We start from the raw sequence: 391 nt of genomic DNA on the forward strand, positions 1-391 counted from the left end.
GGCTTCTAATTATCTTGAACATCGTTTGCGTAATGCACTGCCTTACAGTGTGCGAGTGCTAAACGATGGCGCTTGTTTAGAGTTCATGCCCATTGTTTCCAGTGGTTTATATATGGATGAGTTGCCGAGTGTGGCAAATGGGGCGATTGCTATTGGCAGTATTACTCCAATTGTTGTTTCTCCTTTTGTCATCTCTGGAGGAAGTGGTGATTATTTAGCGATTGCGGCAAATAGCTCCGATGAACTTTATGGCTTATTTCCTGATTCTTTGGCGGCAATTAATTCTGTAACTAATACTAGTATTACCTTGGTCGATGATAAGCAATGGCTGCGTAATTCAATTAACCAGCGTTTTTATGTGGTGGAATCCCCTAGTGCATTTTGTTTAGTA

1 protein-coding gene is annotated in these 391 nt (G+C 41.2%); it reads left to right on the forward strand.

Annotation, left to right across the window (positions count from 1 at the left end; all coding sequences use genetic code 11):
• Nucleotides 1–391, forward strand: a 391-nt coding sequence (locus tag D0S45_20945; GenBank protein ID TIH03136.1) for a type II secretion system protein, incomplete at both ends; no start/stop codon positions are given.

Origin of the sequence: Marinifilum sp. JC120 (assembly GCA_004923195.1) — a bacterium.
GTDB lineage: Bacteria > Desulfobacterota > Desulfovibrionia > Desulfovibrionales > Desulfovibrionaceae > Maridesulfovibrio.